Raw genomic sequence first — 23,311 nt, forward strand, 5'->3', positions numbered from 1 at the left:
TAAACTATCTAACAACTACTTCTATTTTTTTTAGATTAACAAACTCTAATACTTCAGAACTGCACTTATCAATTTTAAGTTGGTCTTCAGATCTTATTACTATTGATACTCCTAATTTTCCTGCATGAAAAAATGGATAACTTCCAATTTCAACATCTTTATTGTTATCTTGAACATTGGTTAAAGAGTTTGCAATTTCACTTTCAACTGTTTTTAAACTTATTGTATGGCTTAATATTGGATCTCCCCCTACTATCTTGTTTTTTAATCCACCCAACATTGATTTTAAAATTGAAGGAACTCCCGGTAAGCAAAAAACGTTTTCTATATAAAATCCCGGGGCACCACTTGTTGGATTTAATATTAAATTAGCATTACGTGGCATCCATACCATTTTTTGTCGACCTTCATTAAATTCACCCACTTTGTAGTAAGATTCTAATATTTTAAAAGCTTCTTTATGAATTTCATACTCAAGATTAAATGCTTTAGAAATAGACTGAGCAGTAATATCATCATGAGTTGGTCCTATACCACCAGTTGTAAATACATAATTATTAACCTTTCTTAAATGATTAACGGTCTCAATAATTGTATTTTCTATATCTGGAATAACCCTAACTTCATTAACTTTTACACCAATTGAGTTTAGCCATTGTGCTATTGTGCTGGTATTAGTGTCTTGCGTTCTTCCAGATAGGATCTCATTACCTATAATAAGTATTGCTGCATTAAATTTTGTATTTTGGGTCATTATTAAATATACAATTTAAATATGGAATTTACCAAAGCTTTAATAAAAGGCAAACTGATCAAACGTTATAAGAGGTTTTTTGCAGACGTTAAAATTGGCAAGGAAATTGTTACGGCACATTGCCCTAATACTGGATCTATGAAGGGCTTATTAGATGAAGGAAATATGGTTTATGTATCTAAAAATGATGACCCAAAAAGAAAGTTAAAATATACCCTTGAAATAATTAAAGTTAAAAAAAATTTAGTTGGTGTTAATACTCATTTTGCAAATAAAATTGCCTTCCATGGTTTAGTAAATAATCTAGTTAAAGAAGTTGCAAACAATGACAGTATCAAGGCTGAGGTATTTTTTGATAAAGAAACACGGTTTGATTTTTTAGTTGAAAAAAATAAACAAAAAATATTTGTAGAAGTTAAAAATGTTACTTTATTCAGAGAAGAAAAAACTGCAGAATTTCCAGATGCCGTTACCACTAGAGGGTCAAAGCATTTAAAAACACTTATAGAGGCGGTTAAAAAGGGCTATAAATCCTATCTATTATTTTTAGTCCAAATAGAGGGTGTGGATAATTTTAAAATAGCAAAAGACATTGATAAAGAATATTATGAAAATTATTTACTTGCAAAAAAAGCTGGAGTTAACTTTTTGGCTTATCAATGTAAAATAAATTCAAAAGAAATTAAAATAGATAAAAAAATTAAAATTATTAATGCCTGATTATTTAGAAAAATTTGAAAAGATGAGAGTTGCTGGAAATCTTGCAGCAAGAACTCTTGATATGCTTACAGATAATATTAAGCCAGGTGTAACCACAGAGTTTGTAGATAAATTAGGATATGAATTTATTAGGGACAATGGTGGTTACTCAGCTCCACTTTTTTATAGAGGTTTTAAAAAATCATTATGCACTTCTTTAAATCATGTTGTCTGTCACGGTATACCTTCTGATAGAGTTTTAGTTGAAGGTGATGCTTTAAATGTTGATGTAACCGCTATAGTTGATGAACATTATGGTGATACAAGTCGAATGTTTTGTATTGGAAAAACTCCTGTTAAAGTTAATAACTTAATTGATGCTACATACGAGTCGATGATGAGAGCAATTAATTTATTAAAGCCAGGATTAAAATTAGGTGACATTGGATATGAAATACAATCTTTTATTGAAAAAAAAGGCTACTCAGTTGTTAGAGATTTTTGTGGTCATGGAATAAGCACAACATTCCACGAACCACCTAATATTTTACATTATGGAAGAAGAAATACAGGGATGGAACTTAGACCTGGAATGACTTTTACAATTGAGCCTATGATAAATATCGGTGAATGGGATGTGAAGATGCTAAAAGATGGCTGGACAGCAGTTACAAAAGACAAATCTTTATCAGCACAATTTGAGCATACGCTAGGTATTACTGAAAATGGTTATGAAATCTTTACAGAATCTGTTAAAGGTTATTCTAAGCCCCCTTACTTATAATTAATGATTGAACGATATTCTAGAAAACAACTAACTGACATATGGTCAGAACAAAACAAATACCAAATTTGGCTCGATGTAGAGGTTGCAGCAGCAGAAGCCATGGAAAAATTAGGTCAAATTCCTAAAGGTGTTGCATCAGTTGTTAGAAAAAAAGCTAAAATAAACGTTAAAAGAATTCATCAAATTGAGAGTAAAGTTAAGCACGATGTAATAGCATTTTTAACCTCTATTACTGAAAAAGCAGGGATTAAAGCAAGATACCTTCACCAAGGTATGACCTCTTCTGATGTTTTGGATACCAGTTTAAATATTCAATTAGTTCAATCAGGTAAAATTCTACTCAGTGATATTGATCAAATTCTAAAAGTTTTAAAGAAACAAGCCAAAAAATACAAATACACTCCTTGCATGGGTAGAAGTCACGGAATTCACGCTGAACCTATAACTTTTGGTTTAAAATTAGCATCATTTTATGAGGAGTTTAAGAGAAATAGAAAAAGATTAGTTGATGCAATTGATGAAATTTCAACATGCGCAATCTCTGGTGCTGTTGGCACATTTGCAAATATTAATCCTAATGTTGAAAAACATGTAGCAAAAAAACTTGGATTAAAAGTTGAGCCTATATCAACACAGGTAATACCAAGAGATAGGCATGCTTTTTATTTTTCAATTCTTGGAATTATTGCAGGATCAGTTGAAAGAGTTGCAGTTGAGATTAGACATTTACAGAGAACTGAAGTTTATGAAGTGCAAGAGTTTTTTTCAAAGGATCAAAAAGGTTCTTCTGCAATGCCTCATAAAAAAAATCCAATCTTAAGTGAAAATTTAACAGGACTTGCTAGAATGGTTCGAAGTGCTGTTATCCCTGCTCTTGAAAATATTGCACTATGGCATGAAAGAGATATTTCTCACTCAAGTGTTGAAAGAAATATTGGTCCAGACGCAAATATTACCTTAGATTTTGCTTTAGCAAGACTAAGTAATATTTTAGATAAAATGATTGTCTATCCAAAAAAAATGATTGAAAATTTAAATATAACTAAAGGTTTAATTTTTTCACAAGAAGTAATGTTAGAGCTAACAAAATCAGGTTTAAGTAGAGAACAATCTTACAAAATGGTTCAAAATTATGCAAAAAAATGTTTTGCAGAAAATCTAAATTTATTTGATGTTATATCAGATGATAAATTCATAATGGCTAAAATTTCATCAAAAAGATTAAGGGCTATATTCAATTATTCATCGCATTTTAAAAACGTAGATTTAATTTTTAGAAGAGTATTCAAATAATGAAAAAAGGTAAAAAATTATACGAAGGTAAAGCTAAAATAATTTACGCAACATCTGATAAAAATTTGGTTATTCAATATTTCAAAGATGATGCAACTGCTTTTAATAATTTGAAAAAATCAACAATTGAAGGCAAAGGTGTTTTAAACAATAGAATTTCAGAACATATTTTATCAAACTTAACTCAAATTGGGATTAAAAATCATTTAGTAAAAAGACTAAATATGAGAGAACAAATTATCAAATTAGTTGAAATTATACCTATTGAATTCATTGTTCGTAATGTTGCAACAGGCTCTATTACTAAAAGATTAGGTATCGAAGATGGAACAGTTTTAAAACAGCCACTATTAGAGTATTGCCTTAAAGATGATAAATTAGGTGATCCACTTATTGCTGAAGAGCATATTTTAGCTTTTGATTGGGCTACAAAATCTGAATTAGAAAAAGTTAAAAAAATGATTCTTAGAATTAATGATTTTATGATTGGAATGTTTAGAGGAGTTGGGATTAAACTAATTGATTTCAAACTTGAATTTGGAAGACTTAAAGAAAATGGGAAAAATGAGGTTATTCTGGCTGATGAGATTAGTCCTGACACTTGCAGATTATGGGACAGTATTACTGATAAAAAACTAGATAAAGATAGATTTCGTAAAGATTTGGGTGATTTAATACCTGCATATACTGAAGTTGCAAAAAGACTTGGTATATTGCATGAGCAATCAAATTTAAGTGCTGTTAATGTTACAAAGTTAAGATCAGTTAAAAAAAGAAAATAATATGAAAATATCTGTAATTATAACACTTAAAAAAGATGTTTTAGATCCTCAAGGTAAAGTTATCCATCAAACCCTGGACGGTATGGGATTTGAAGGGATTAATGAAGTAAGACAAGGAAAATATTTTGAAATTGACACTAAAGAAGACGATAAGAAAAAAGCTGAAAAAAAAGTTGAAGAAATGTGTAAGAAACTTTTAGCAAACTTAGTGATAGAAGACTTTAAAATTATTGGATCACAATAATAAAAAATGCATTCATCTGTAATAACCTTTCCTGGATCTAATTGTGATAGAGACATGGATGTTGCTTTAAAGAAGTTTGGTTTTAAAAACAAAATGGTTTGGCATGACGATGTTGAGCTGCCAAAAAGTGATTTAGTAGTTTTACCAGGTGGTTTTTCATACGGGGATTACCTTAGATGTGGAAGTATGGCATCAAAATCAAAAATTATGAAATCGGTTCTAAACTTTGCTCAAGGGGGTGGTAAAGTTATGGGAGTTTGTAATGGGTTTCAAATTTTAGTTGAATCTGGATTACTGCCTGGTGTGCTGCTTAGAAATAAATATTTAGAATTTATTTGCAAAAATGTTTTTGTTAAAGCTAACAATAAAGATAACTCTTATTTTAAAGATGATAAAAAAAACATCTACGAGTTTCATATAGCTCATAATGAGGGAAATTACTTTTGCTCTAATGATCAAATTAAAGAAATTAATGACAATAACCAAATAGCTTTATTTTATTCAGATGAAAACGGAAATGTTAATGAACAATCTAATCCAAATGGTTCATTACAAAATATAGCTGGTGTGTTTAATAAACAAAAAAATGTTTTAGGAATGATGCCTCATCCAGAAAGAATGATAGACCCTGCTCTTTCAGGTGAAGATGGTTCAATTTTTTTTCAAAACTTAATTAATAATTTAAAATAATGATAGTTAACGAACAGCTTGCAATTGATCATGGTTTAAAAAAAGATGAATATAAAAAAATCTGTGATTTGTTAAAAAGAGTTCCCAATATTACTGAGCTTGGTATTTTCTCAGCAATGTGGAATGAGCATTGTTCTTATAAATCTTCAAGATTTCATCTTAAAAACTTACCTACTAAAGGAAAAAACGTAATTCAAGGTCCTGGTGAAAATGCTGGTGTTATTGATATTGGCGATGATGATGCAATAGTATTTAAAATTGAAAGTCATAATCACCCTTCATTTATTGAACCTTATCAAGGTGCCGCAACGGGTGTTGGTGGAATTATGAGAGATGTCTTTACAATGGGAGCAAGACCAATAGCTAATTTAAACTCAATTCATTTTGGCTCACCTCAGCATAAAAAAACTAAGAATTTATTACGTGGAGTTGTTCACGGTATAGGTGGATATGGTAATTGTATGGGGGTTCCAACAATTGCTGGTCAAACTAGTTTTGACGAATCTTATAATGGTAATATTTTAGTAAATGCTATGACCCTAGGTCATGTAAAAAAAGATAAAATTTTTTATTCAAAAGCTGCAGGTTTAGGGAAACCTGTGATCTATGTTGGTTCAAAAACAGGTCGAGATGGAATTCATGGTGCAAGCATGGCATCAGCTTCATTTGATGATAAAATTGAAGAAAAAAAACCGACTGTTCAAGTTGGTGATCCTTTTACAGAAAAACTATTATTAGAAGCTTGTTTAGAATTAATGGCAGGAGATTCGATTATTGCTATTCAGGATATGGGTGCTGCAGGATTAACTTCTTCAAGTATTGAAATGGCTTCAAAAGGAAATTTAGGAATTGAGATCAATTTAAGTAAAGTTCCTTGTAGAGAGGCAAACATGTCCCCTTATGAAATTATGCTATCTGAAAGCCAAGAGCGAATGCTTATTGTTTTAGAAAATGGCAAAGAAGAAATGGCTAAAAAAATATTCGATAAATGGAATTTAGATTTTGCTGTAATTGGTCAAACAACAAAAAGTAAAAAAATTGAACTTTATTTTAATGAAGAAAAAGTAGCAGATATTCCTGTTAACACATTGGTTGAAAACTCACCTATGTATGATCGAAAATGGAAAAAAGCTAAATTACCTAAAAGAATTAAAGTTGATAAAGAACAATTTAAAACCTTAAAAGTAAAAAATGTTTTAAATAAAATATTATCTAATCCAAATGTTTGTAGCAAAGAGTGGATTTGGCAACAATACGATCATACCGTTATGGGTGATACTATTCAAAAACCTGGCGGAGATGCTGGTGTTGTTAGAGTTCATGGTACCAATAAAGCTGTTGCAGCATCTGTAGATTCATCTGCTGTATATTGTTGGGCTCACCCTTTAAGTGGGGGAAAGCAAATTGTTTGTGAAAGTTGGAGGAACTTAATTTCAGTTGGTGCTAAACCAATTGCTATTACTAATTGCTTAAATTTTGGTAGTCCTGAAAATGAAGAAAATATGGGTGAGTTTGTTGAGTGTGTTCAAGGTTTAGGTGAAGCGAGTGCTTACTTGGAGTTTCCAGTAGTTTCTGGAAACGTTTCATTTTACAACCAAACTAAAGATATTGGGATTAAACCTACACCAGCAATTGGGGGGGTTGGTTTAATTAAAGATTACCAAAACATGGTTACAATGGATTTAAAAGAAGCTGATAATATACTTTTAGTTATTGGTAAAACTGAAGGTCACTTGGATCAAAGTTTATTTGCAAGAGATATTTTAAATGAAAAAAATGGACCTCCTCCTGAAATTAATCTTTTTAATGAAAAAAATAATGGTGAAACAATTTTAAAGCTTATTAATAAAAAATTTATAAAATCTGCTCACGATGTTTCTTTAGGTGGAATAATTACTGCTCTTTCTAAAATGTGTATTAAAGGTAAAAAAGGTGCAACTCTTAAAAAGTCTAATTACTTAATTAATCAATTTGAATACTTATTTGGTGAAGATCAGGGAAGATACATTATTGAAATTAGTAAAGATGATCTAGAAAATGCTACTAAAATACTTCAAGAAAACTCCGTACATTTTGATGAACTTGGGTTAGTTAATGAAGATGGTTTAATAATTGACGATAAGACAAAAGTATCAATTGACGATTTGATTAAATCACATACAAATTGGCTAACGAACTACATGGAAAATTAAAATGGCAATGGATATAAAAGAAGTTGAAACACTCATTAAAGAAGCTTTACCAGATGCTATAATAGAAATTCAAGATCTTGCAGGAGATAGTAATCACTACTCAGCGACAATAACCTCTAAAGAGTTTTCAGGAAAAAGTAAAATTGAACAACACAAAATGGTGTACAATTCTTTAAAAGGGAAAATGGGCAACGAACTTCATGCATTAGCAATTAAAACAAAGGAACAATAATGGACGATAGTACAAAAAATTTAATTCAAGGTCATATAGAAACCAACGAAGTATGTTTATTTATGAAAGGAACGCCAGATGCTCCTCAATGTGGATTTTCTATGGCTGTGTCAAATATGTTAAAAATTTTAGAAGTGAATTACAAAGGAATAAATGTTCTTGAATCTCAGTCTTTAAGAGAAGGTATAAAAGAATTTAGTGACTGGCCTACTATTCCACAAGTTTATATTAAAGGTGAATTTGTTGGTGGCTGTGACATCGTTAAGGAAATGTATGAAAATGGTGAACTCAAAAAAGTCCTTGAGGATAAAGGAATTAATTTTAAAAAATAATTGATTACTTATACATATAATCTCTAGTATTAGGAGTTGACATATAGTTCTTTGTTAGTTGGAACTGATAAACAACTTGGTCTCCCCATTTAAAAGCACTTTCACAGCTAGCTAAATAAAATTCCCACATCCTAAAAAATTTTTCATCAAACATATTAATTATTTGAATTTTATTTTTAATACAATTTTCTTTCCAGTGCCTTAGAGTGTGAGAATAATGTAATTTAAGAACCTCTATGTCAGATACTATTAATCCAGCTTTCTCAACAGGTGTTACCACCTCACTGAGACTAGGCGTATAACCACCTGGAAAAATATACTTAGTTATCCAAGGGTGTGGGTCTCTAGGAGGATTAACTGAGCCAATAGTGTGAACTAGTGAAACACCATCATCTTTAAGCAAATTATCAATTTTCTTAAAAAAATTTTTATAAAACTTTCTACCAACATGTTCAAACATTCCAACACTTACAATTCTATCAAACTTTTCGTCTATCTGACGGTAATCTATTAGCTTAAAGGTAACTTGATTTTCTAAATTAAGCTTTTTGGCTTTTTTAACACAGTAGTTAAACTGATTTTCGGATAGAGTAATTCCAGTAACTTCACAATTATTACTTTTTGCAATATCAATAGCTAAAGATCCCCAGCCACAACCTATATCAAGAACTTTTTGATTTGGCTTTATATTAAGTTTTTTTATTATGTGTTGTATTTTATTATTTTGAGCATCTTCTAAAGTATCATTTTCATTTATAAAATACCCACACGAGTATTGTTTTTTAGAATCTAAAAATAAACTGTATAAATCATCTGAGAGATCATAATGATGTGCCACATTCATTTTTGATTTTTTTATAAAGTTAAAGTTTGTTAAATATCTATAAGACCCATAAAGCTTATTTATCAACATACTAAAAAAATTTAATTCACCTCTTCCTATATTCATAAGCGCTATATCTAAGAAATCAGTTAAACTTCCGTTTTCAATTTGTATATCTCCATTAGAATAAGCTTCTCCAAAATATAAATCTGGCCTAAAAAATAATTTATAATGGAGTTTCTTATCTAATATTTTAACTGTGATTGGCTTATTGTTTTTTGGTGTGCCAATAATATATTTATTTGAATTAGCATCAATTAAAAGAAAGCCATCTTTCTGAAACAATTTATTTAGATATCTTGCCAGTTGCATTTAAAATCTCATAAAAATTTTATTTATAAGAAAAAATGTATAATAAATTTATATAAAATTCACTCAGGATTAATTCACAATTTTATTGGAATTTTAAGAGCAATATTAAAAGAATTTTTTAAAAAAGGATATTTATTATCTAGAGTAATATTCAATTACTAGATTAGGTTCCATTATTACTGGATAAGGAACTTCGTCGAACTTAGGTGTTCTAACAAAAGTAACTTTTTTATTTTTTTCATCTAAATTAATGTATTCAGGTGTTTCTCTTTCTTTACTAGCTAGAGCGATATCAATTATAGCCAACTGTTTAGATTTATCTCTAATTTCAATTATATCTTCTTCTTTAACAACGTAACTTCCAATGTTAACTTTTTTACCGTTAACTCTTACGTGACCATGGTTAATAAGTTGTCTCGCTGAAAATACTGTTGTTGAAAATCTTGCTCTATAAACAACAGAATCTAATCTTCTTTCAAGCAAACCAATTAAATTTTCACCCGTATCCCCTTTTAACATGGTAGCTTTTTTATAAATATTTCTGAATTGTCTTTCGTTAATGTTACCGTAGTAACCTTTTAATTTTTGTTTAGCTTGTAGCTGAATTCCGTAATCAGAAGGTTTTCCTTTTCTACCTTGTCCGTGTTGTCCTGGACCATAATCCCTTTTATTAAAAGGACTTTTAGGTCTACCCCATAGGTTAATTTTTAACCTTCTATCTATTTTATGTTTAGCGCTTATTCTTTTTGTCATTTGATAGGTGGGTTTATAAACTTACTCATTATTTTGTCAATCAACCTTTTTTGGACAAACTTGCAAATACACTGGATAAAATACGTGTTTCTTTCTCAGAAAGCTCCATTTTAGAAAAAATACTTCTTAAGTTTTCAAGCATAATAGGTCTCTTTTCTAAGGGTTTAAAAAAGTGTTTTTCCTCTAGTTTTTTGATGCACAAGTTAGTCATAGCTTGAATATCCTTTTTGCTAGCTAAGTTTACTTTTTTTGATTTAGAATATTTTGCACCCTTTAAATTAATAATGCTTGCTACTGTATGAGCTATAATAATAACACTATGTGACAGGTTTAAAGATTTAAAATCAGGGTTAGTTGGGATTTGCATAGTGTAATTAGCATAACTAATCTCATTATTAGATAAACCAGATGCCTCAGAACCAAATAAAAAAGCTATCTTTTTATTAAAATCAATTTTTTTTAAATCATCTAAATTAATATGTTTAATATTTTTATTTCTAAACCTTGCAGATGTTGCAACAACATAATCTACCTTTTTTACAGCAGATTCTAAAGTTTCATGTACTTTAGCATTAATAATTAGATCTTTTGCCCCAACTGATGTTGCTAAAATTTTATCATTTGGGAAAATTGGTTTTGGTTTAACAATAACTAACTTTTTAAAATTAAAGTTTTTAACAGCTCTAGCACAAGCTCCAATATTTTCTGATAGTTGAGGTTGATGTAAGATAAATGAGATATTATTAAAAGACATTAAAGACTTGCTGGAGCTTTATCTTTAAATAATTTATAATCTAAACTATCAACTAATGCTTTAAATGAAGCGTCAATTATATTTGCTGAGACACCAATAGTGAACCAGTTCTTACCTTTTGAGTCTGTGCTTTCTATTGAAACTCTAGTGATTGCTTCAGTACCTGTATTTAAAATTCTAACTTTGTAATCAACTAATTTCAAATCTTTTAAATATTTAGAGTATTTGTTTAATCGATCTACATTTTGTCTAATAGCATTATCTAGTGCATTAACAGGACCATTTCCTTCACCAGTACACATAATTTTTTCACCATCAACTTCAAGCTGAGCTTTTGCAGAAGAAACAATTGTACCTGACGAATCTTTTTTAACAGAGACATCGTATTCTTTAATCAATATATACCTTGGTATTTTGCTGATAATCCTTCTGGCCAATAATTCAAAAGATGCGTCAGCGCCATCATAACTATAGCCAATAAATTCTCTATCTTTAACTTCATCTAAAAGTTTTTTAATTTTAGGATCGCTCTCTTCTATTTCTATACCAATAGTTTTTAGTCTTGAGATTATATTGGATTTTCCAGATTGATCTGAAACTACTATATTTCGAGAATTTCCAACTTCTACTGGATCAATATGTTCATAAGTTTTTGGATTTTTTTGAACCGCTGATACATGAAGACCACCTTTGTGAGAAAAAGCTGCAGCACCAACGTATGGAAGATGTTTGTTAGGTTTTCTATTTAAAATCTCATCCAACAATCTAGAGCATTCTGTTAATTTCTTAATATTGTCTGGTTTAATTTTTAATTGAAAATTAGTTGCAAAATCTTCTTTTAAAAAAAAAGTAGGGATTAGTGACATTAAATTAGCATTACCACACCTTTCACCTAAACCATTGATGGTTCCTTGCACCTGTCTAACTCCAGCCCAAACTGCAGCTAAAGAATTCGCAACTGCATTACCCGTATCATTGTGTGCATGTATCCCTAAATTTTTTCCAGGTATAGTTTTAGAAACTTCTGTAACAATTTTTGTAACTTCATGAGGTAAGGTTCCACCATTAGTGTCACATAAAACAATCCACCTTGCTCCCTCATCAAATGCTGATTTGAGACATGATAAGGCGTAACTTGGATTAGCCTTGTATCCATCAAAAAAATGCTCTGCATCGAACATGAATTCTTTATTCTCTTTAACGAAATGTTTAGCTGTCTCTTTAATGTTTTCTAAGTTTTCTTCATTAGAAATACCAAGTGCTATATCAACATGAAAATCCCAAGATTTTCCTACAATACAAACTGCCGGTGTGTTTGAGTTTAAAAGTGCTGATAGTCCAGGATCATTATCGGCACTTCGACCAGTTCTTTTGGTCATACCAAAAGATGTTAGTTTAGCATTATTAAATGAATGTTTTTTTTGAAAAAATTCAGTATCCGTAGGATTTGCTCCTGGCCACCCACCCTCAATATAATCAACACCTAAATTATCTAAAGCTGAGGCAATTTTTAATTTATCATCTACAGAAAAGTCTACCCCTTGTGTTTGTGCACCATCTCTCAGTGTTGTATCAAATATAAAAAGTTGTTCTTTGCTCATTTTAGTTTCCAAATTGTTTTACCATCTTTGTCTTCTATTAAAACCCCTTTATCTAAAAGCTTATTTCTAATGATATCAGCTTCTTTATAATTCTTATCTTCTCTAGCTTTGTTTCTAAGTGAAATCATTTCTAAAATATCATCTTCATTAATGGATGATTTTTTCTTTTTAAATTCAATCCACTCTTCTTTTGTTTTATTTAAAATACCAATAAAATTACAAGCTAATACAAATAAACTTTTCTCTTCATTTCCACCTTTTAAGGCCTTATCATAAAGTTGATGTAATTTTGCAATGTAGCCAGGTGTATTCAAATCATCATATAATGGAGACAAAATATCTTCATCTAAAACTATTTTGTCTTTCGGGGGTAAATAAACTTCATACCATTTATCAATAGTATTTTTGCAATCTTCTAAGAGCTTTTCGTTCCAGTCTAATGGCTGTTTGTAGTGAGCACTCATAAGAGCAAGTTTTAAAACTTGTCCATCAACATTATCTTTAAAATCTTTAATCTTAAGTATGTTGCCAGTTGATTTAGCCATTTTTTCATTGGACATAGTAATAAATGCGTTATGGATCCAATAATTTGCAAAAACTTTACTATCATTCGCACATCTTGATTGTGCAATTTCATTTTCGTGATGTGGAAAAATTAAATCAATTCCACCTCCATGAATATCAAATACGTTTCCTAGGTATTTCTTTGACATTGCAGAACATTCTAAATGCCAACCAGGTCTTCCTTTACCCCAAGGAGAATCCCAAGAAGGTTCATCATCCTTAGAGGGTTTCCATAATACAAAGTCTTCTGATTTTTTTTTATTATCTGAAACTTCTACTCTAGATCCTGCAATTAAATCTTCTAGTTTTTTATTCGATAATTTTCCATAATCATCAAATTTGCTAACTTCAAAATAAACATGGTCGTTTACCACATAAGCAAAATCTTTTTCTATTAAAGTTGATATCATTTTAATCATGAGATCAATATGATCTGTTGCTTTTGGTTGTTGTGATGGATTATCTAAATTTAAGTAATTACAATCATCATTAAAATCTTTAATAACATTGTTTGTTAATTCTGATATTGAAAGATTTTTTTCTTTTGCTGATTTAATTATCTTATCATCAACGTCTGTAATATTTCTTATATAATTTATTTTATCATGACCATATTTTGATTTTAAAACTTTGAACAAAATATCAAAAATAACAAGAGGTCTTGCGTTCCCAATGTGTGGGTTGTCATAAACGGTTGGACCACAAACATACATTCCAATGTTTTCTTTATTTATAGGAACAAATTTTTCTTTTTTATTGTTTAGATTGTTTGTTAAAAAAATATCCTTGTTCATTATCTTAGAATTATACTTTAATTATAGATTTGTGAATCTATAAGATTAGTTGGGAATCTTGCAAACTGGGATTGGTTCCATTTTATGCAAGTTTATCTTTCTTATTTTTTCGTATTTTTCACGATTTATTGAATTAACATTGTTCATAGCTTCTTCTAATTCCTTGTATTTAAGACCTAACTGACCTTCATCAGTTCTGCCATCATCCCATAATCCATCTGTTGGAGCAGCATCAATTATCTCTTGAAGAATATTAATAGATTTACCTATTTCCCATACTTCTGATTTATTACAATCCGCAATAGGAGATATATCAACTCCACCATCTCCATATTTTGTATAAAACCCCACTCCAAAATCCTCAACTTTATTTCCAGTACCAACCACAATACCTTTGTTTGCAGCTGCTACTTGATAAAGAGTGGTCATTCTAATTCTTGCTCTAGAATTTGCCATACCAAGTTCACTATCAAAATTAGATAGCGTACTCTCAAACGTTTCAAATAATTTATCTAAATTTATTGTGTGCGCTTCAACATTATCAAAGTTTTTAACAAGCCATTCTTGATGTTTTAAGCTTAAGTCATGTTGTGATGATTTTTGTTTAATGGGCATTGATAAAACAATTGTTTTAATACCTGTCATTGCGCTCAATGTACTTGATACAGAAGAATCTATTCCCCCAGAAATTCCAATGATTAAAGATTGAGCCTTACTTGGCATCTTGTTCACATAATCTTTAATCCAATTGCTTATAAATTGTGCTTTTTCTAAAGGTTTCATTTCCTAAAATTTAAACGAAATTGTATTCAATACAATGGTTTAAGATGCCGCTTTAATATTTTTTTTAGAATAAGCAGCATTTTTTTTAATCTCATCAGAAATTAAAAAAGCTAACTCTAACGCTTGGTTAGCATTAAGTCTTGGATCGCAATGAGTATGGTAACGGCTAGATAAATCTTGGTCAGATATTTTCTGAGCACCACCTGTGCATTCCGTAACATTTTGACCGGTCATTTCAATGTGTAATCCACCTGCATAACTTCCTTCACTTTGGTGACATTCAAAAACATTTTTTACTTCTTTGACAACACTATTAAAGGGTCTTGTTTTAAATCCAGTTGTAGCTTTAATTGTATTTCCATGACAAGGATCACATGACCATATTACATTTAAACCTTCTTTTTTAATTGCTCTTATTAATTTTGGTAAAAATTTAGAAACATTTTCATGACCAAATCTAGAAATTAAAGTTATTTTACCTTTTTCATTATTTGGATTAATTTTATTGCAAAGATTTATCAAGTCTTCAGCTTTTAATGTTGGTCCACATTTAATTCCAATTGGATTTTCAATTCCCCTACAAAACTCAACATGTCCACCATCTAGTTGTCTTGTTCTATCTCCTATCCAAACAAAGTGAGCTGAGGTATCGTGATATTCACCTGTTGTTGAATCTACTCTTGTCATTGCTTGCTCAAAAGGAAGTAATAAAGCCTCATGTGAAGTCCAAAAGTTTACTGTTTTTAATCTTCTATTAAAGTCAGAATTAATTCCACAAGCATCCATAAATGCTAAGGCATCTGCAATTCTATCTTCTAAATCTTTAAATTTTTTTGCAGCTGGAGAGTTTTTAATAAACCCTAAGTTCCAAGTATGTACTTTTTTAAGATCAGCAAAACCTCCATGAGAGAAAGCTCTTATAAGGTTAAGCGTTGATGCAGATTGAGAATAAGCTTTAAAAAGTCTTTTTGGATCAGGAACTCTTGATTTTTCATTAAATTCCATTCCATTAATATTATCACCTAGGTAACTAGGCAGTTCAACACCATCAATATTTTCAACAGGAGAACTTCTTGGTTTTGAAAACTGTCCAGCAATTCTTCCAAGTTTAATAACAGGTAATGATGCCGAATAAGTAAGCACTAACGACATTTGCAGTATCAGTTTAAATGTATCTCTAATGTTATCAGGATGAAATTCTGCAAAACTTTCTGCACAATCTCCACCTTGTAATAAAAAAGCTTTTCCATCGACAACATCAGCTAATTGTTCTTTTAAATGTCTCGTCTCACCAGCAAAAACTAATGGAGGAAAATCTTTAATTTTACTTAAAACACCATCCAATTCTTTTTGATCAGGATATTCCGGAATGTGTTTTACAGGATAATTTCTCCAGCTATTTATTTTCCAATTTTTCATATTCAGCCTAGGGGTGTTGTAACAGAGATTAATTATTATTCAACTGTGACTGATTTTGCTAAATTTCTAGGTTTATCAATGTCATACCCTTTTTTGAGAGCTGAATAATATGCTAATTTTTGCAGTGGAACAGTTAATAAAAAAGGCAACAAGTCATCATTGGCACTTTCAACTAATACAGTTTCCCAAATATTTTCTGAAAAAACTTCGTCTTTGCTCTTGTTAGTGATCAATAAAACTTTAGCCCCTCTTGCTATTACTTCCTGCATATTAGAAATAGTTTTTTTATAATAATTATCTCTTGGAGCTAAGACAACAACTGGCATTCCATCTTCAATTAAAGCTAAAGGCCCATGTTTCATCTCACCTGCAGGGTACCCTTCAGCATGAACGTAAGCTAATTCCTTTAATTTTAACGCCCCTTCTAATGCAATTGGGTAAGAAAAACCTCTCCCTAAAAACATCGAACCTTTTGCATCAGTAAATGAACTTGAAACTGTCTGGATTTTACTCTCTGTAAGTAAAGTTTGCTCAACTAACTTAGGTAATAACTTTAAGTCTTTAATTTTGTTTAAATATAAATCTTTATCCAAGTCTTTTCTTAAAATTCCTAATTTTAATACTAAAATATATAAAACCAACATTTGACCCATAAAAGCTTTTGTGGATGCAACACCAATTTCTTGCCCACAATGAATGGGTAAAACAAAGTTAGAGTCCCTTGCAATAGAGCTTTCTATAACATTAACTACACTGCAAGTTTTCATGTTATTTTTATTACATAAATCTAGGGCCGCATAAGTATCTGCTGTTTCACCAGACTGAGAAACAAAAATATATAAATTATCATCTTTAAATCTATTTTTTCGGTATCTAAACTCAGATGCAATATCAATTGTTACTTCAAGTGTAGTATTTTCTTCAAACCAATACTTTGCCATTAAACAAGAGTGATAAGCTGTACCACAACCAATTAAAGTAACTGAAGAAATTTCTTTAATATTCCAGGGAAAATTGTAGATGTTGATGTCGTTGTTAATCTTATCTACATACTCGTTTATACAGTTCTTTAATGTTGTAGGCTGTTCTTCAATCTCTTTTGCCATAAAGTGTTTAAAATCACCTTTGTCATAATCCTGTTCTTTTGAAGATAATTCTAAAACTTTTTTATTAACCTTTAAGCCTTCTTCATCAAAAAACTCAACTTGGTCTTTTTTTATAATGCAAAACTCTCCATCATTTAAATATGAAATTTTATTAGTCATAGACTTTAAAGCGTAAGAGTCTGAACCTAAATAATTTTCATTAGGACCATAACCAACTGCAAGTGGAGACCCTCTTCTAGCACCCACTATAAGATTTGGTTGATCTTTAAAAATTATACCTAAAGCAAAACTTCCATGTAATTGTTTAAGGGTTTTAATAATTGCCTCTTTTAAATTTAGTTCTTTTAAATACTCTGTTATTAAATGTACAATTACCTCAGTATCTGTTTGAGATTTAAATACATGACCCTTGTTTATTAAATACTTTTTTAAAAGTGTAGAATTTTCAATAATCCCATTATGTACAACCGATACACTCTCTGAAGAATGAGGATGTGCATTAATAGTATTTGGAATACCGTGCGTTGCCCATCTAACATGCCCAATTCCAATGGGGCCTGACATATTCTTAACAGCAAGGTTTTTTTCTAAAATATCAACTCTACCTTCTGATTTTGCTTCACTTACAATTCCATTTGATAATGTGGCAATTCCTGCAGAGTCGTATCCTCTATATTCTAATTTTCTAAGAGAATTAATAATTGTAGATGAAACCGGTTTATTACTAGCTATACCTATTATTCCACACATTTTATTTTGTTCTTCTTTTGTAGTTTTTAACTTCTGTTTGAGCGCTTCTAGTTAAAGCTAATGAATTTTTTTTAACTTTCTTTGTAATAACTGATCCTGCCCCAACAATACTATTTTTTTCAAGAGTAATTGGTGCAACTAATGATGAGTTAGAACCTATAAATACATTGTCTTTAATTTTTGTTTTACTTTTTTTAACACCATCATAATTGCAAGTAATTGTACCAGCTCCAACATTAACACCTTTACCCAATTCACTATCTCCAACGTACGATAAATGATTTATTTTTGATTTTTTTCCAACTGTACTTTTCTTAACTTCTACAAAATTTCCAATTTTTGATCCTTCTTCAAGAATAGTTCCTGGTCTTAATCGTGCATAAGGTCCAACTTCAACTTTATTTTTTATTTTACAATCTTCTAAATGTGAAAATGAATTGATAGTTACATTATTTCCAATTTTAACTTTTGGCCCAATGACAACATATGGATTAATAGTAACGTTTTTTCCAACCTTTGTATCTTTTGAAAAAAAAATAGTTTCAGGACCAATCATTTTTACTCCAGACTTTATAAAAAATTTACGAAGTTTTTCTTGTTCAGTATTAGAATTTATTTGTTTCATCTGGAAATATTTTTATATTAAGTGTATAGATAGCTTAATTCACAATTTATTTCTTAAAAATACTTTATTAATGACTCAAAAATACTCAATATTATTTGACCTAGATGGAACATTAGTCGATACCGCACCTGATTTAATGAATGCTCATAATCATGTAATGAGAAAATATGGTTATCCTACCAAATCTACTGCTGACATTAGAAATTTAGTAGGTCAAGGCGCTGGAGCAATGATTGGTAGATCTATATGGGGACAAGCAAAAAAAGAGTTTGGTAAAATTGATGATCAAAAAATTAAAGCTGAAATGGTAAAAGATTTTGTTAATTTTTATGGAAAAAATATTATTAAAGAAAGCACACTTATTAATGGGGTAAAAGAATTTCTAAAATGGTGTAAAGAAAAAGAAATTTCAATGGCAGTTTGTACCAATAAACAAGAACACTTAGCAATTGATCTTTTAAAAAAGATTGGAATTTATGATTACTTTGAGTACGTTGCTGGTTCAGATACGTTTGATTATTGCAAACCCGATCCTAGACACATAACAAGTATAATTGAAATCATCGGGGGTGATATAAAAAAATCTCTAATGTTTGGGGATAGTGAAACTGATGCAAATGCAGCAAAGGCTGCCTCTGTTCCTGTTATTTTATTAGAAAATGGTTATACGGAAAAAAATTCTAATGAAATTTACCATAATCATTTAATAAAAGACTTTATTGGTGTTGAAAAAATAGTTTCAACTTACTTAAAAGATTGATTTAATTTTTTTTCTTACTATTAATAGGTTTGCACAATTAAGGAGGCCTAATGATTTCACATAGAGTTAAAGTTTACCCATCAAAAATTGATTTACCTAAAAAAAATCAATTAGCATGGAAAATTGCTGAAATTGCTTCTGATAATGCAAAGTTAGATAAGGCAGCCATTGAGATGGTTATTAATAGAATAATTGATAATGCTTCAGTTGCCATTGCTTCTTTAAATAGAAAAGCGGTTATCTCTTCTAGAGAAATGGCCTTAAAGCATCCTAGAAAAAATGGTGCAAATTTATTTGGTATTGATTCAAAATTAAAATTTGATTGTGAGTGGGCTGCTTGGTCAAATGGAACAGCTGTTAGAGAGCTTGATTTTCATGATACTTTTTTAGCAGAAGATTACAGTCATCCTGGAGATAACATTCCACCCATTTTAAGTGTAGCTCAACAAACTAAAAAAAGTGGACTAGATTTGTTAAGAGGAATTATTACAGGTTATGAGGTTCAAGTTAATTTAGTTAAAGGAATTTGTTTGCATAAACATAAAATAGATCACATAGCACACTTAGGACCAAGTGTTGCGGCAGGTTTGGGTACAATGTTAAAGCTAAACACTGAAACAATTTATCAAGCAGTTCAACAAGCTCTACATACAACAGTTTCGACAAGACAATCTAGAAAAGGTGAAATCTCTAGTTGGAAAGCTTACGCCCCTGCTCATGCTGGTAAACTTGCAATTGAAGCAGTTGATAGAGCAATGCGTGGTGAAGGTGCGCCAAGTCCTATTTATGAAGGAGAAGACAGTGTTATAGCTAGAATATTAGATGGTAAGAAAGCTTTATACAATGTGCCCCTTCCTAAGAAAAAAGAATCTAAGAAAGCGATACTTGAGACCTATACAAAAGAATATTCAGCTGAATACCAGTCTCAAGCACTAATAGATATTGCTAAAAAACTTAATAAGAAAATTCCTAATTTAAATCAAATTAAAAAAATTGATATTTACACAAGTCATCACACTCATTACGTAATTGGAACTGGTGCAAATGATCCACAAAAAATGGATCCAAATGCAAGTAGAGAAACACTTGATCACTCTATTATGTACATCTTTGCAGTAGCACTTGAAGATGCTGATTGGCACCATGTTAAATCATATACCAAACAAAGAGCTAATAGAAAAAGCACTATAAAAATTTGGAAATCAATTACGACGTTTGAAGATAAAAAATGGACTAAAAAATATCACGATCCTAATCCAAAAAATAAATCATTTGGTGCAAGAGTTGTAGTTACTTTAAATAATGGTAAAAAAATTACAGAACAATTAGATAGAGCAGATGCTCATCCATATGGAGCACGTCCGTTTAAAAGACAAAATTATATAAATAAGTTTTTAACGTTAACAGACGGTATCTTAGATAAAAAAGAGAGTGCACGTTTCTTAAAAGTTGTTCAAAATCTTAAAAACCTGAAAGCTGGAGAGTTAAATAAATTAAACATCCAGGTTAAAAGAAGTCAGATAAAGAAAAATACGAAACAAGGAATTTTTTAATGCATTTTGTAGAAAAAGAGCCCAGTCAAAAAAGAGCTGACTTTGTTAGTAAACTAAAATCAAATAAAATTTTAAGAGTGCCAGGAGCTTATAACCCACTAACAGCAAAACTAATTGAAGAAATTGGGTATGACGCAGTTTATGTATCAGGTGGAGTTATGGCTAATGATTTAGGTTTTCCAGATATAGGTTTAACTACGCTTCAAGATGTTAGTACTAGATCTTATTTAATATCTAGAGTTACAAGTTTACCTACCATCGTTGATATCGACACTGGCTTTAAGTCTTGTGAAGAAACTATTAAAACTTTTGAAGAATTTGGGGTGTCAGCAGTTCACTTAGAAGATCAAGTAGAACGAAAAAGATGTGGTCACTTAGATAACAAAGAATTAATTTCAACTGAAGCAATGGTTAAGAAAATTAAAGAATGTGTAGCCGCAAAACAAGATGAAAATTTTAAAATTATAGCAAGATCTGATGCTAAAGGAGTTGAGGGAATAGATAAGATGATTGATAGATGTAAGGCATATATTGATGCTGGAGCTGAAATTATTTTCCCAGAAGCTTTACAGGATGAAAAAGATTTTGAAAAAGTTAGAAAAGAATTATCATGTTACTTACTGGCTAATATGACAGAATTTGGAAAATCTAAGTTATTCAATTACAAAGAGTTAGAAAATTTTGGGTATAATATTGTGATTTATCCAGTAACCACACAAAGATTGGCTATGAAAAATGTAGAAGATGGTCTTAGAGACATTTTTGTGAATGGACATCAGAACAACATTATTGATAAAATGCAAACTAGAAAAAGACTTTACGAGTTAGTAGAATATGAAAAGTACAATTCGTTAGATGAAAAAATTTATAACTTTAGTACGGAAGGACATGAATAATGAGTGATGATATTAAAAAAGGTTTACTAGGGATAGTTGTTGATGAAACAGAAATTTCAAAAGTTATGCCAGAGATCAATTCTCTTACTTATAGAGGTTATGCAGCTCAAGATTTATGTGCAAGATGTGATTTTGAAGAAGTTGCTTACTTAATTTTAAATAAAGAATTACCTAATAAAAAACAATTAAAGGAATTTAAGAAAGAATTATCTAAAGAAATAACTTTATCTAAAAATTTATTAAGTATTTTAAAAAAAATACCTAAAAATTCTCATCCAATGGATGTTGCGAGAACAGCTGTTAGTGTCATGGGTCTTGAAGACAAAGAAACTAAAGATAGCTCACCAAAAGCAAATTTAAGAAAGGCGATTAGAATTCTTGCAAAAACACCTACAGCGTTAGCTGCTTTTTACAGACTTCGAAAAGGGAAAAAAATTATAGCTCCAAAGAAAAATCTTACTTTTTCTGGAAACTTTTTCCATATGTGCTTTGGAAAAGTTCCTGAAAAAGAAATTGTTAAAGCTTTTGATGTATCACTAATTTTATACGCTGAGCATAGTTTTAACGTATCCACATTTACTGCAAGAACTATTACCAGTAGTTTATCTGACATTCATGGAGCAATCACAGGTGCGATCGCTAGTTTAAAAGGTCCTCTTCATGGTGGTGCTAATGAAGAAGTAATGCACATGATGAAGAAAATTAAAAAACCTGAGAACGCTTTAAAATGGATTACGAAGGCTCTTAAAAACAAAGATGTGGTGATGGGATTTGGTCATAGAGTTTACAAAAGTGGAGACTCAAGAGTTCCAACCATGAGAGAATACTTTAAAAGAGTAGCTATTATTAAAAAAGATAAAACATTTGAAAAAATTTATGACATCGTTGAAAAGGTAATGATTAAAGAAAAAAATATTTATCCAAATGTTGATTACCCAACAGGACCTACTTACCATTTAATGGGTTTTGATACTGATTTCTTTACCCCAATATTTGTAATTTCAAGAATTACAGGTTGGTCTGCACATATCATGGAGCAACATGCTGCTAATAAATTAATTAGACCACTTGCAAGTTATAAAGGTAGCAAGCACAGAAAAGTAATACAGCTTAACCAAAGATAATTAATTTTTTTCTATTTTAGCAAATCTTTCGAAAATAATTTCTGATTTGAGATTGTTATCTCTAACAAATTCATCTATGGCTTGTTTGACCCCTGGTGCTTGACTTAAGTTGTAGTCATCACAAAGAACGGTTCCATTATTATCTAGAACTGGTTTTGAATAATGAAGGTCATTTTTAACCGTCTCATAAGCATGTCCTCCATCTAAAAAGACATAGTCAATTTGAGACATATCCATCTTTTTTAAAAGTAAATTTGAATTCCCTTTAATTAAATGAATATTTTCTTTAAATTTTTTTAAAAGATAGGTTACCGCCTCAACTGAGTATGGATCTTGTCTTAAGATATACTTGAAATATATTTGCTTTAAGGGATTATTAAACCTAGTGTTTGGTATAACTTCATTAGCATTTTCAGCACTTTCACCAAACAAATCTAATCCTATATATTTGAAATCATTTCCATGAATGCTGTGTAATAACTCACAAACATTTCGTGCAGTAACACCATGAAACACACCAATCTCAAGGAAATTTTTAGGTTTCTTGGAGGCTATTTCATTAAGAAATTGCTCTCCAATACCTTCTTGTTTAAGGCTAGTTTTTCTAAAATATTTCTTATATTTCAAAA

General features: G+C 30.3%; 24 protein-coding genes. 13 read left to right on the plus strand and 11 right to left on the minus strand.

Annotation, left to right across the window (positions count from 1 at the left end; all coding sequences use genetic code 11):
• Nucleotides 1-4 precede the first annotated feature (4 nt).
• Complete coding sequence (locus tag SAR11_RS05690; protein ID WP_006996794.1) at nucleotides 5-754, minus strand: competence/damage-inducible protein A; 750 nt, start codon at nucleotides 752-754, stop codon at nucleotides 5-7.
• Nucleotides 755-775: 21 nt separating this feature from the next.
• Here SAR11_RS05690 and sfsA point away from each other — a divergent pair, with 21 nt between their 5' ends.
• From sfsA to grxD, 9 genes are read left to right on the plus strand one after another with little or no spacing between them, the layout of a single operon-like run.
• Complete coding sequence (gene sfsA / locus SAR11_RS05695; protein ID WP_006996793.1) at nucleotides 776-1,474, plus strand: DNA/RNA nuclease SfsA; 699 nt, start codon at nucleotides 776-778, stop codon at nucleotides 1,472-1,474.
• On the plus strand, nucleotides 1,467-2,237 hold the full coding sequence (map, locus tag SAR11_RS05700) for a type I methionyl aminopeptidase (RefSeq protein WP_006996792.1): 771 nt from the start codon (nucleotides 1,467-1,469) through the stop codon (nucleotides 2,235-2,237). The genes sfsA and map overlap by 8 nt, the downstream gene beginning before the upstream one ends.
• A gap of 3 nt (nucleotides 2,238-2,240) precedes the next feature.
• A complete protein-coding gene (gene purB / locus SAR11_RS05705) occupies nucleotides 2,241-3,533 on the plus strand; it encodes an adenylosuccinate lyase (protein WP_006996791.1) in 1,293 nt (430 codons plus the stop codon).
• On the plus strand, nucleotides 3,533-4,315 hold the full coding sequence (purC, locus tag SAR11_RS05710) for a phosphoribosylaminoimidazolesuccinocarboxamide synthase (protein ID WP_006996790.1): 783 nt from the start codon (nucleotides 3,533-3,535) through the stop codon (nucleotides 4,313-4,315). The genes purB and purC overlap by 1 nt, the downstream gene beginning before the upstream one ends.
• A 1-nt stretch (nucleotide 4,316) precedes the next feature.
• On the plus strand, nucleotides 4,317-4,559 hold the full coding sequence (gene purS / locus SAR11_RS05715; RefSeq protein WP_006996789.1) for a phosphoribosylformylglycinamidine synthase subunit PurS: 243 nt from the start codon (nucleotides 4,317-4,319) through the stop codon (nucleotides 4,557-4,559).
• Nucleotides 4,560-4,565: 6 nt separating this feature from the next.
• On the plus strand, nucleotides 4,566-5,249 hold the full coding sequence (gene purQ / locus SAR11_RS05720) for a phosphoribosylformylglycinamidine synthase I (protein ID WP_006996788.1): 684 nt from the start codon (nucleotides 4,566-4,568) through the stop codon (nucleotides 5,247-5,249).
• Nucleotides 5,249-7,441 carry a phosphoribosylformylglycinamidine synthase subunit PurL gene (gene purL, locus SAR11_RS05725; protein ID WP_006996787.1) on the plus strand — a complete coding sequence of 731 codons (2,193 nt, stop codon included), beginning with the start codon at nucleotides 5,249-5,251 and terminating at the stop codon, nucleotides 7,439-7,441. The genes purQ and purL overlap by 1 nt, the downstream gene beginning before the upstream one ends.
• Before the next feature lies 1 nt (nucleotide 7,442).
• Nucleotides 7,443-7,673: a BolA/IbaG family iron-sulfur metabolism protein gene (locus tag SAR11_RS05730; protein ID WP_006996786.1), complete on the plus strand. Its 231-nt coding sequence runs from the start codon at nucleotides 7,443-7,445 to the stop codon at nucleotides 7,671-7,673.
• Nucleotides 7,673-8,005 (plus strand): Grx4 family monothiol glutaredoxin, encoded by a 333-nt coding sequence (grxD, locus tag SAR11_RS05735; RefSeq protein ID WP_006996785.1) that lies wholly within the window; start codon nucleotides 7,673-7,675, stop codon nucleotides 8,003-8,005. The genes SAR11_RS05730 and grxD overlap by 1 nt, the downstream gene beginning before the upstream one ends.
• A 4-nt stretch (nucleotides 8,006-8,009) precedes the next feature.
• On the opposite strand, the gene SAR11_RS05740 is transcribed toward grxD, so the two are convergent.
• From SAR11_RS05740 to SAR11_RS05780, 9 genes are all read right to left on the minus strand, one after another.
• Nucleotides 8,010-9,200 (minus strand): SAM-dependent methyltransferase, encoded by a 1,191-nt coding sequence (locus SAR11_RS05740; protein ID WP_011282162.1) that lies wholly within the window; start codon nucleotides 9,198-9,200, stop codon nucleotides 8,010-8,012.
• Between the two features lie 135 nt (nucleotides 9,201-9,335).
• Nucleotides 9,336-9,953, minus strand: coding sequence for a 30S ribosomal protein S4 (rpsD, locus tag SAR11_RS05745; RefSeq protein WP_006996782.1), 618 nt, complete (start codon nucleotides 9,951-9,953; stop codon nucleotides 9,336-9,338).
• 40 nt (nucleotides 9,954-9,993) lie between these two features.
• The gene (locus tag SAR11_RS05750; RefSeq protein WP_011282163.1) at nucleotides 9,994-10,707 is read right to left on the minus strand and encodes an RNA methyltransferase; all 714 of its coding nucleotides are present in this window, start codon (nucleotides 10,705-10,707) and stop codon (nucleotides 9,994-9,996) included.
• Complete coding sequence (gene cimA / locus SAR11_RS05755; protein WP_011282164.1) at nucleotides 10,707-12,308, minus strand: citramalate synthase; 1,602 nt, start codon at nucleotides 12,306-12,308, stop codon at nucleotides 10,707-10,709. Before cimA ends, SAR11_RS05750 begins: the two co-directional genes overlap by 1 nt.
• The gene (gene cysS / locus SAR11_RS05760; protein ID WP_011282165.1) at nucleotides 12,305-13,666 is read right to left on the minus strand and encodes a cysteine--tRNA ligase; all 1,362 of its coding nucleotides are present in this window, start codon (nucleotides 13,664-13,666) and stop codon (nucleotides 12,305-12,307) included. The genes cimA and cysS overlap by 4 nt, the downstream gene beginning before the upstream one ends.
• Nucleotides 13,667-13,711: 45 nt before the next feature.
• Nucleotides 13,712-14,449, minus strand: a complete 738-nt coding sequence (gene nadE, locus SAR11_RS05765) for an NAD(+) synthase (RefSeq protein ID WP_041185793.1) — start codon at nucleotides 14,447-14,449, stop codon at nucleotides 13,712-13,714.
• 39 nt (nucleotides 14,450-14,488) lie between these two features.
• Nucleotides 14,489-15,868, minus strand: a complete 1,380-nt coding sequence (locus SAR11_RS05770; protein WP_011282167.1) for a class II 3-deoxy-7-phosphoheptulonate synthase — start codon at nucleotides 15,866-15,868, stop codon at nucleotides 14,489-14,491.
• A 35-nt stretch (nucleotides 15,869-15,903) separates the two neighbouring features.
• Entirely contained in the window at nucleotides 15,904-17,724 is a 1,821-nt protein-coding gene (gene glmS, locus SAR11_RS05775; protein WP_011282168.1) for a glutamine--fructose-6-phosphate transaminase (isomerizing), read from the minus strand.
• 1 nt (nucleotide 17,725) lies between these two features.
• Nucleotides 17,726-18,349, minus strand: coding sequence for a DapH/DapD/GlmU-related protein (locus tag SAR11_RS05780; RefSeq protein WP_011282169.1), 624 nt, complete (start codon nucleotides 18,347-18,349; stop codon nucleotides 17,726-17,728).
• A gap of 70 nt (nucleotides 18,350-18,419) precedes the next feature.
• Here SAR11_RS05780 and SAR11_RS05785 point away from each other — a divergent pair, with 70 nt between their 5' ends.
• From SAR11_RS05785 to SAR11_RS05800, 4 genes are read left to right on the plus strand one after another with little or no spacing between them, the layout of a single operon-like run.
• Complete coding sequence (locus SAR11_RS05785) at nucleotides 18,420-19,109, plus strand: HAD-IA family hydrolase (RefSeq protein ID WP_011282170.1); 690 nt, start codon at nucleotides 18,420-18,422, stop codon at nucleotides 19,107-19,109.
• Between the two features lie 50 nt (nucleotides 19,110-19,159).
• Nucleotides 19,160-20,662, plus strand: coding sequence for an MmgE/PrpD family protein (locus SAR11_RS05790; RefSeq protein ID WP_011282171.1), 1,503 nt, complete (start codon nucleotides 19,160-19,162; stop codon nucleotides 20,660-20,662).
• Complete coding sequence (gene prpB, locus SAR11_RS05795; protein WP_006996772.1) at nucleotides 20,662-21,558, plus strand: methylisocitrate lyase; 897 nt, start codon at nucleotides 20,662-20,664, stop codon at nucleotides 21,556-21,558. The genes SAR11_RS05790 and prpB overlap by 1 nt, the downstream gene beginning before the upstream one ends.
• Nucleotides 21,558-22,682: a bifunctional 2-methylcitrate synthase/citrate synthase gene (locus SAR11_RS05800; protein ID WP_011282172.1), complete on the plus strand. Its 1,125-nt coding sequence runs from the start codon at nucleotides 21,558-21,560 to the stop codon at nucleotides 22,680-22,682. The genes prpB and SAR11_RS05800 overlap by 1 nt, the downstream gene beginning before the upstream one ends.
• On the opposite strand, the gene SAR11_RS05805 is transcribed toward SAR11_RS05800, so the two are convergent.
• Nucleotides 22,683-23,309, minus strand: coding sequence for a class I SAM-dependent methyltransferase (locus tag SAR11_RS05805; protein WP_011282173.1), 627 nt, complete (start codon nucleotides 23,307-23,309; stop codon nucleotides 22,683-22,685).
• Nucleotides 23,310-23,311 lie beyond the last annotated feature (2 nt).

Origin of the sequence: Candidatus Pelagibacter ubique HTCC1062 (genome assembly GCF_000012345.1) — a bacterium.
In the GTDB taxonomy this organism is placed as follows: domain Bacteria; phylum Pseudomonadota; class Alphaproteobacteria; order Pelagibacterales; family Pelagibacteraceae; genus Pelagibacter; species Pelagibacter ubiqueversans.